At 68.2% G+C, this 7,420-nt stretch carries 12 protein-coding genes and 1 pseudogene; 3 read left to right on the top strand and 10 right to left on the bottom strand.

All coding sequences use genetic code 11. The features are described from left to right. A pseudogene (locus HUU96_RS15110) lies at window positions 1-111 on the top strand (Smr/MutS family endonuclease); the annotation flags it as partial. On the opposite strand, the gene dapE reads toward HUU96_RS15110, so the two are convergent. Genes dapE through rpmH form a run of 9 tightly spaced genes read right to left on the bottom strand, consistent with a single transcriptional unit; the run spans window position 75 to window position 5,813 of the window. After that, window positions 75-1,220 (bottom strand): succinyl-diaminopimelate desuccinylase, encoded by a 1,146-nt coding sequence (gene dapE / locus HUU96_RS08395; RefSeq protein WP_174292379.1) that lies wholly within the window; start codon window positions 1,218-1,220, stop codon window positions 75-77. The pseudogene HUU96_RS15110 and the gene dapE overlap by 37 nt on opposite strands. After that, window positions 1,201-1,863: a glutathione S-transferase family protein gene (locus HUU96_RS08390; RefSeq protein WP_174292378.1), complete on the bottom strand. Its 663-nt coding sequence runs from the start codon at window positions 1,861-1,863 to the stop codon at window positions 1,201-1,203. Before HUU96_RS08390 ends, dapE begins: the two co-directional genes overlap by 20 nt. 49 nt (window positions 1,864-1,912) lie before the next feature. Beyond that, window positions 1,913-2,266, bottom strand: a complete 354-nt coding sequence (locus HUU96_RS08385) for an STY0301 family protein (protein ID WP_174292377.1) — start codon at window positions 2,264-2,266, stop codon at window positions 1,913-1,915. Then, window positions 2,253-2,690 (bottom strand): BPSL0067 family protein, encoded by a 438-nt coding sequence (locus HUU96_RS08380; RefSeq protein ID WP_174292376.1) that lies wholly within the window; start codon window positions 2,688-2,690, stop codon window positions 2,253-2,255. The genes HUU96_RS08385 and HUU96_RS08380 overlap by 14 nt, the downstream gene beginning before the upstream one ends. A gap of 55 nt (window positions 2,691-2,745) precedes the next feature. Then, entirely contained in the window at window positions 2,746-3,375 is a 630-nt protein-coding gene (gene yihA / locus HUU96_RS08375) for a ribosome biogenesis GTP-binding protein YihA/YsxC (RefSeq protein ID WP_174292375.1), read from the bottom strand. Further along, a complete protein-coding gene (gene yidC, locus HUU96_RS08370; protein WP_174292374.1) occupies window positions 3,372-5,072 on the bottom strand; it encodes a membrane protein insertase YidC in 1,701 nt (566 codons plus the stop codon). Before yidC ends, yihA begins: the two co-directional genes overlap by 4 nt. After that, a complete protein-coding gene (gene yidD, locus HUU96_RS08365; protein WP_174292373.1) occupies window positions 5,069-5,320 on the bottom strand; it encodes a membrane protein insertion efficiency factor YidD in 252 nt (83 codons plus the stop codon). Before yidD ends, yidC begins: the two co-directional genes overlap by 4 nt. Further along, window positions 5,317-5,658, bottom strand: a complete 342-nt coding sequence (gene rnpA / locus HUU96_RS08360; RefSeq protein ID WP_254605134.1) for a ribonuclease P protein component — start codon at window positions 5,656-5,658, stop codon at window positions 5,317-5,319. Before rnpA ends, yidD begins: the two co-directional genes overlap by 4 nt. A gap of 20 nt (window positions 5,659-5,678) precedes the next feature. Next, the gene (gene rpmH / locus HUU96_RS08355; protein WP_174292372.1) at window positions 5,679-5,813 is read right to left on the bottom strand and encodes a 50S ribosomal protein L34; all 135 of its coding nucleotides are present in this window, start codon (window positions 5,811-5,813) and stop codon (window positions 5,679-5,681) included. A gap of 157 nt (window positions 5,814-5,970) precedes the next feature. On the opposite strand from rpmH, the gene HUU96_RS08350 reads away from it, so the two are divergent. Both HUU96_RS08350 and HUU96_RS08345 read left to right on the top strand, forming a co-directional pair. Then, the gene (locus HUU96_RS08350; RefSeq protein ID WP_174292371.1) at window positions 5,971-6,528 is read left to right on the top strand and encodes a (2Fe-2S)-binding protein; all 558 of its coding nucleotides are present in this window, start codon (window positions 5,971-5,973) and stop codon (window positions 6,526-6,528) included. An 87-nt stretch (window positions 6,529-6,615) separates the two neighbouring features. Continuing rightward, window positions 6,616-7,014 carry a hypothetical protein gene (locus tag HUU96_RS08345; protein ID WP_174292370.1) on the top strand — a complete coding sequence of 133 codons (399 nt, stop codon included), beginning with the start codon at window positions 6,616-6,618 and terminating at the stop codon, window positions 7,012-7,014. Window positions 7,015-7,022: 8 nt separating this feature from the next. On the opposite strand, the gene HUU96_RS08340 is transcribed toward HUU96_RS08345, so the two are convergent. Then, on the bottom strand, window positions 7,023-7,420 hold a 398-nt coding region (locus HUU96_RS08340), incomplete at its 5' end, for an MT-A70 family methyltransferase (RefSeq protein WP_254605133.1).

Genomic DNA, 7,420 nt, shown 5'->3' with positions numbered 1-7,420 from the left:
GCCGCCTCGCGTCATGCCGACGCCATTGCCGCCGTGCGCGGCGCGCATCCGCGCCACGGCGGCCTCGGCGCGCTCTACATCGTGCTGAGGCGGCCCAGGACGCCGGCATAGATGTCGGCCAGTGCGGCCAGATCGTCGACCGCGACGGCCTCGTCGACCTTGTGCATCGTCGCGTTGACCAGCCCGAACTCGACGGTCGGGCACAGCTTCGACAGGAAGCGCGCGTCGGAGGTGCCGCCGGTGGTCGACAGCGCCGGCACCAGCCCGGTGCGGGCGGTGATCGCGTCGGCGACCAGCGTCGAGAACGGGCCCGGCGCGGTCAGGAACGCTTCGCCCGACACGCGGCCGGTGACGGTCGCGCCGGGGGCATAGCGCTCGGCCATGCGGCGCATCCGCTCGATCAGCGCCGCGCCGTCCTGCTCGTCGTTGAAGCGGATCGACAGCCGCGCCCGCGCCGTCGCCGGAATGACGTTGTGGGCCGGATTGCCGACCTCGATCTCGGTCACTTCGATGTTCGAGGGCTGAAACCAGACATTGCCGCTGTCGAGCACCACACTGTCGATCGCGCTCAGCAGCGCGACCAGTCGCGGGATCGGATTATCGGCAAGCTGGGGATAGGCGACATGGCCCTGCCGGCCCCGCACCTCGACCCAGATGTTGAGCGAGCCGCGCCGACCGATCTTGACCGTATCGCCCAGCCGCTCCGCCGAGGTCGGCTCTCCCACGAGGCAGCAATCGGGAGCGATGCCCCGCGCCGCCATCCGCTCGATCAGCGCCGGTGTGCCATGGGTCGCCGGCCCCTCCTCGTCGCCGGTGACGATCAGGCTGACGGTATCGTCCGCGCCCGCCCGCGCCGCCGCCGCGGCGAAAGCGGCGACCGCGCCCTTCATGTCGACCGCGCCCCGCCCGTACAGCAGGCCGCTACGCACCTCGCCGCTCCACGGCGACCCGGTCCAGCCCTGCCCGGGCGGCACGACGTCGAGGTGACCGGCAAAGGCGAGGTGACGGCCACCGATGCCGCGCACCGCCAGCAGGTTCTCGACCGGCCCGTCCGGAGCCAGGCCATTGATGAAGCGATCGACGACGAAGCCGATCGGCGTCAGCGCCGCCTCCAACACGTCGAACACCGCGCCGCGCGCCGGGGTGACGCTGCTGGTGCGGATCAGGTCCCGGGCGAGGGTTAGCGGGTCCAGCAAGCCGCTATGCCGCAGGGTGCTCATATTGCTCGATCACCCACTCCTCCTCCTGTGCGGCGGCGATCCAGTCCTGCATCCAGGGATGGTTGATGATCGCATCGACATAGGCCTGGGCGAAGCGTGACACCGGCAGCTGATAGCCGACGATGCGCGAGCAGACCGGCGCGAACATGATGTCCGCCGCGCCGAAGCCGCCGAACAGGAACGCGCCATCGCCACCGAAGCGAGCCCGGGCCTGCGCCCATAGCTCCACGATCCGGGTCAGGTCGGCGACGACGGCAGGGCTCAATGGCCGCTGCGGGAACACCCGGCGGACGTTCATCGAGTGCTCGCGGCGCAACGCGGCGAAGCTGGAGTGCATCTCCGCCGCCATCGACCGCGCCATCGCCCGCGCGGCGTCGTTCGCCGGCCAGAACCGCTCGCGGCCGACCTTGTCGGCGAGATAGTCAACGATCGCCAGGCTGTCCCATACCACCGCATCGCCGTCCCACAGGATCGGTATCCTGCCCGCCGACGGTGCGAGGTCGGCCTGCAGACGGCGGCGCGACCAGTCGGCGTCGTACATCGGCACGACTACCTCCTCGAACCCCAGCCCCGATTGCCTGCACGCGAGCCAACCGCGCAGCGACCAGGATGAATAGGCCTTGTTGCCGATGATGAGCTTCATGCCGCGCCCGGTAGCCGGCCGTGGTGCGCGCCGCAACCGGGCGTGACGGTCAGCGGCAGGTCAGTGTCTGCGCGGCAGGTGCCACCGTGTAGCGACAGGTCTTCACCGGATGCCGCACCGGCACGACGACGTCGCTCGCGCCATAGCGGCAGCTTGCATAGACCTGCCGCCCCGCCTGGTAGACATAGGCGACGTCCCATGTCGACACCTCGACGCCGCGGATCGTCCGGCTGCCGTCCGGGACCAGATCGGCATGTTCGCTGGTCGGCCCGTCGAAGACCGACACCGACGACAGCGCCACGCCGTCGTGACGGGCCAAGCACGTCGGCGTGGCAGGGTGCCGGACGGGATGCGGCGCGCTCGCCGCGACCAGCAGCAACGGCAGCAGCCTAGTCGATGACATAGAAGCCGTTCCCGTCATTGGCGAGGCCATGGCCGCCGAAGCGGATCAGGCGCGCATGGATGGGGCTGCCGGCACCGGTCACCCATTGATCGACGACGTTGATGCCGCTGGCATTCTGGTTCTCGTAGATCGCCGCGTGCCCGTAATAATGGCCGTTGGCATCGAAGGTGGCGATCGCGGTGCCCGCGGCCAGCGTCGCGCCCTTGACCTGCACACCTTTCTTCCACTGCGCCGTCGACACCGGGATGGAGGGACAGACCTGCGTCACGAACGACACGCACTGCCCGCAGAAATTGACGGGACCATGCTGGAGCTTCGCCTCCGGCTTGGCCGCATAGGGCCCGAGCGGCGAGATGCGGTTGCATACCCACTGGCCGAACGGCGCGGCGGTGTTGTTGCGGTAGTTGGCGGACACATAGGCCATGGCGACGTTCTCCCCCGCAGCATCTTACGATTGTCCGGCCCCTGTCGCAACCGGATCAGCCGACCGCCTCCACCACCGCGGCACGCAACTCCGCGAGGCCCATTCCGCCCTCGCTGGAGGTGGCGATGATGTCCGGATGAGCGGCGGGCCGTTTCCTTGCCTCGGCCGCGGTGGCTTCGCTGACTGCTGCCAGATCGGTCGCCTTGACCTTGTCCGCCTTGGTCAGGACCAGGCGATAGCTCACCGCTGCCTTGTCGAGCATCGCCATGATCTCGCGGTCGACATCCTTGATGCCGTGGCGCGCGTCGATCAGCACCAGCGCGCGCTTCAGCGCTTGCCGCCCGCGCAGGAAATCGTTGACCAGGAACCGCCAGCGCCGGACCACCTCGGGCGGAGCCTTGGCGAAGCCGTAGCCGGGCATGTCGACCAGCCGCAGCCGCAGCGGCTCGCCGACGTCGAAGAAGTTCAGCTCCTGCGTCCGCCCCGGCGTGTTCGAGGTGCGGGCAAGCGCGTTGCGGCCGGTCAGCGCGTTGAGTAGCGACGACTTGCCGACGTTGGAGCGGCCGGCAAACGCCACCTCGGGCACGGTCGCGTCGGGCAGATACTCCAGCGCTGGCGCTGACTTCAGGAACGCGACCGGCCCCGCAAACACTTTGCGCGCGGCCTCGACATCGTCATCCGTCACTTGACGGGCGCGGCCCGCAGCGCCGGGTGCCGCGAGTAGAGCCACCGCTGCTGCAGGATCGTCAGGCAGTTCGACGCGACATAATAGAGCTGCAGCCCCGCCGCGAAGGGCGCGAAGAAGAACATCATCACCCACGGCATCAGCCCCATCACCTGCTGCGTCGCCGGGTCGCCCTGCGCTGGGTTGAGCTTGAACTGAAAGTACATGGTGATGCCCAGCAGGATGGCGAGCACGCCCAGATGCAGGAACCCGGGCGGATCGAACGGCAGGACGCCGAACAGGTTTATCGGGGTCAGCGGGTCGGGCGCCGACAGGTCCTTGATCCATAGCGCGAAGGGCTGGTGACGCATCTCGATCGACAGCATCAGCACCTTGTAAAGCGCGTAGAAGATCGGGATCTGGATGACCGACGGCAGGCAGCCGGCGAGCGGGTTGGCCTTCTCGCTCTTGTAGAGCGCCATCACCTCCTGCTGCTGCTTGACCTTGTCGTCCTTATATCGCTCCTGGATCGCCTTCATCTTGGGTTGGAGTACGCGCATCGTCGCCATCGACGCGAACTGACGCTGCGCGATTGGGAACATCAGGGCGCGTATGGTCAGCGTCAGCAGGATGATCGCCACGCCGAAATTGCCGACCAGGTGAAACAGCCAGTCGAGATAACGGAAGATCGGCTTCTCGACGATCTCGAACCAGCCCCAATCGATCGCCTTGTCGAACAGCGGCACGCCGTTCGCCTCATAGGCCTGCAGCGTCTTCACCTCCTTGGCACCGGCGAAGAAGCGGCTGGTCTGGGTGACGGACTTGCCGGGAGCGAGGGGCACGGGAGTGCTGGTCGCGTCTGCCTGATAGGCCTGGTTGGCCCCGGCCCGGAACTGACCGTCAAAGCCGCGGCCCTGGTCGGGAACGAGTGCGGTGAGCCAGTATTTGTCGGCAAACCCCAACCAGCCGCCGTTGCTGTCGAAATGTTGCGCGCCGGCGTCGACGTCCTTGAACTTGAGCGAATAATCGGCGCTGCCGCCGTGAACCGACATCGGCCCGGTATGGCTCTGCCACGTCGCCGCGTCCTTCGACACGCCGGTACGATTGACCAGGCCATAGCTGCCGACCGACACCGCTGCGGTGCCGGCGTTGAGCACCGTCTGCCGCACGGTGAACATGTAATTGTCATCGACCGCCAGTTGGATCTGGAATCGCTGGCCGGTCGCGTTGGCAGCGTCGAGCGTCACCGGATGGCCGGGCGACAGCTCGGGCGCGGACGCCTTCCATACCGTGTCGGCACCGGGCGGGTTGAGCCCCTGGCCTTGCCAGCCAAAGCCGACGAAATACGCCTCGGGCGCGCCGGCCGGTGACAACAGGCGGATCGGCGCGGAGTCCTTGGCGATCGTCTCCTTGTAGTCGACCAGCACCAGATCGTCGATGCGTGCGCCTTTGAGGTTGATCGAGCCGGCCAGCCGCGGCGTCCTGATCCGCACCCGCGGCGTCTCGGCCAGCACTGCCTTGCGGTCGCGGGTCGCGGCGGGGCCGTCGGCGGTCGGATCGGCGGCGGGGTTGGCAACCGGCTTGCTCTTGCCCTTGACGATGACGCTCGCCGGCGGGTTGGCGGTCGGGAAGAACTTCTGCTGCGCCAGCGGCCAGCCAAGCAGGATCAGCGCCGCAATCGCGACGAACAGGAAGAAGTTGCGGCGGTCCTCGGTCACTGGTCTTCCTTGCACGGGGCAATGTGGGCGTGGCGGCACGGCACCGGATCAAGGCCGAAGCCGCCCCAGGGATGACAGCGCCCGATGCGCTTGATCGCCAGCCACCCGCCGCGCCACGCGCCATAGCGGCGTAGCGCGGTGATTGCATAGGCGGAACACGACGGCGTGAAGCGGCACGACGGCGGCATCACCGCGGACGGGCCGACCTGCCAGGTGCGTACCAGCAGGATCAGCAGCCGGACGATCACGGCTTTGCCTGCTGCTGGGTCACCTTGCGCAGCGCCTTGGCGAACTCGGCGCGAAGGGCGGCAAAGTCGCGCTCGACGCCGCCGGCGCGGCCGATCAGGACATGGTCTGCACCTGCGACGCCGCCGTTCGGCAGCAGATCGCGGGCAAGGGCGCGCAGGCGGCGCTTCATGCGGTTGCGGACGACCGCGTTGCCGATCTTCTTGGTGACGGTGTAGCCGACCCGCATCCCGGAGTCGCCGTCACCGCGCGGGTGCATCAGCAGCACGAACCCCGACATCGCCGCCCGCCGCCCGGCATTGGCGGCGAGGAAATCGCGGCGGCGCGTGATGGTCGTCACGCGCGCCGAGCCTGATCCGGTTAGGCCGACAGCTTCTTGCGGCCGCGATTGCGGCGGGCGCGGATCACCGAGCGGCCGCCCACCGTCGCCATCCGCGCGCGGAACCCGTGCCGGCGGGCGCGCACCAGGTTGCTCGGCTGAAAGGTCCGCTTCATCGCTCATTCCCCGGAAATCTGAACAGATCATCTAAATGCAAAAGGCCGCCAACAGGGGACGGCCACGTTGTCGGCGCGCTTAGCGCAAAGGTGGCGTAGCGTCAATCGAGGCACCGGCCGGTTTTGCGTGCGAACCGCTCCGCGCTAGGGAGGGCCAATGACCCGCTTCACGCTCAACAACCAGCCGGTGGAGTATCGCCTCGATCCGGCGACGCCGCTGCTGTGGGCGCTGCGCGACGCCTCCAACCTGACCGGGGCCAAATATGGCTGCGGCACCGGGCAATGCGGTGCCTGCACCGTCGACATAGACGGCGAGGCGGTGCGCAGCTGCCGCGTCACCATCGCTGCCATCGAAGGTAGCGTCGTCACCACTATCGAGGCGCTGTCGCGCGAGCGCAATCATCCGGTGCAGCTCGCCTTCATCGCCGGCAACGTGTCGCAATGCGGCTTCTGCATCCCCGGCATGGTGATGGCGGCGGCGGTGCTGCTGCGCAAGAACGCCGACCCGTCGGAGGATGAAGTCCGCCGCGGCATCACCAACCTGTGCCGCTGCGGCGTCTATCCGCGCGTGGTCGAGGCGGTGCAGCGCGCCGGCCGGGCGCTGCGCGGCGAAGAGACGATCCCCGCCGGTCCGCGCCCAGGCATCGACCCCGCCGATTCGGCGCGGCTGGTGCCCGCGCTGGTGGTGAGGGGCACAAAGCTGTCGGATCGCTGACCGAGCGGTTCAGGGTAGGATCAACGGCGGCAGTATATCGCCGACATTAGGTCGCGTCGGGTGTCGCGGCCGAACGGGAGACGAGAGATGCGCAAGCTGGTGATGGGAATGTTGCTCGCGGCGGGAGCCGTGCTGCCGACGCTGGCCGCGGAGGCTCAGGACCATCCGCCCGAGGCCGGCCAGCAGCGCGAACATGGCGGCGAGCATCGACGGGATGGCGGCGGCCGGCCCGACCAGCCTCGCCCAGCGCCGCAAGCCGCCCCGGTTCAGCAGCCGCGCCCGCAAGCGCCGGCAGCGGCACCGCAGCCACAGGCTCAGCAGCAGGCCCGGTTCCAGGGTCGCGGTGACTGCGGAGCGGTCTTGTTCGATAGAACGCCTACAGGATTGATGCCGCGCGTGCCGTCGATGCATCCCGACCATCCCTGCCTGCCCCATATCGAAAAGGCGTTCTCGAGCCTTTGCGAAAGGTTTGACGTTGTTGACTAGTCGCTCGTTCATGCCGCCACCTCAGCTGGGGCCTCGAGTCCCCAAACGTCCCAGCCGTCGCGCGCCGACCGGGCGTTCAACTCGATCTTCGGCAAATGCGGGAAATACCGCTCGATGATCTCGTAAGCGAATGCCGGCTTTTCGCTGTGACGCCCGACCGGCGCGACGATCGCCGACGGAAACTGGGTTCCCGGCGCCGGGCACGGGACGTTCCCCCGCGTCCCGATCAGCAGCAGCTCGTGCTCGTTGGTGTTCCAGTAGCCGGTGCCGCGCCCCCTGCCCGCTCGCTCCTTAAACCAGGCGAAGTGGGATTTGTAGCTGAAGCCCCAGGCCTGCATCACGGCGATCGCGCCAGCCAAGAAGCCAGCCCGCGTCACACCTGAACAGCTGATGCAGCTGGCGCGAA

The sequence above is a fragment of the Sphingomonas bacterium genome (assembly GCF_903644135.1).
Classification (GTDB): Bacteria; Pseudomonadota; Alphaproteobacteria; order Sphingomonadales; family Sphingomonadaceae; genus Sphingomonas.
This window is presented reverse-complemented; position numbering and strand designations above follow the sequence as displayed.

Bases quoted from the DNA above. Each gene is read 5' to 3' on its own strand.
- dapE (WP_174292379.1), bottom strand. From the start codon at position 1,220: ATGAGCACCCTGCGGCATAGCGGCTTGCTGGACCCGCTAACCCTCGCC.
- HUU96_RS08390 (WP_174292378.1), bottom strand. From the start codon at position 1,863: ATGAAGCTCATCATCGGCAACAAGGCCTATTCATCCTGGTCGCTGCGC.
- HUU96_RS08385 (WP_174292377.1), bottom strand. From the start codon at position 2,266: ATGTCATCGACTAGGCTGCTGCCGTTGCTGCTGGTCGCGGCGAGCGCG.
- HUU96_RS08380 (WP_174292376.1), bottom strand. From the start codon at position 2,690: ATGGCCTATGTGTCCGCCAACTACCGCAACAACACCGCCGCGCCGTTC.
- rpmH (WP_174292372.1), bottom strand. From the start codon at position 5,813: ATGAAGCGGACCTTTCAGCCGAGCAACCTGGTGCGCGCCCGCCGGCAC.
- HUU96_RS08350 (WP_174292371.1), top strand. From the start codon at position 5,971: ATGACCCGCTTCACGCTCAACAACCAGCCGGTGGAGTATCGCCTCGAT.
- HUU96_RS08345 (WP_174292370.1), top strand. From the start codon at position 6,616: ATGCGCAAGCTGGTGATGGGAATGTTGCTCGCGGCGGGAGCCGTGCTG.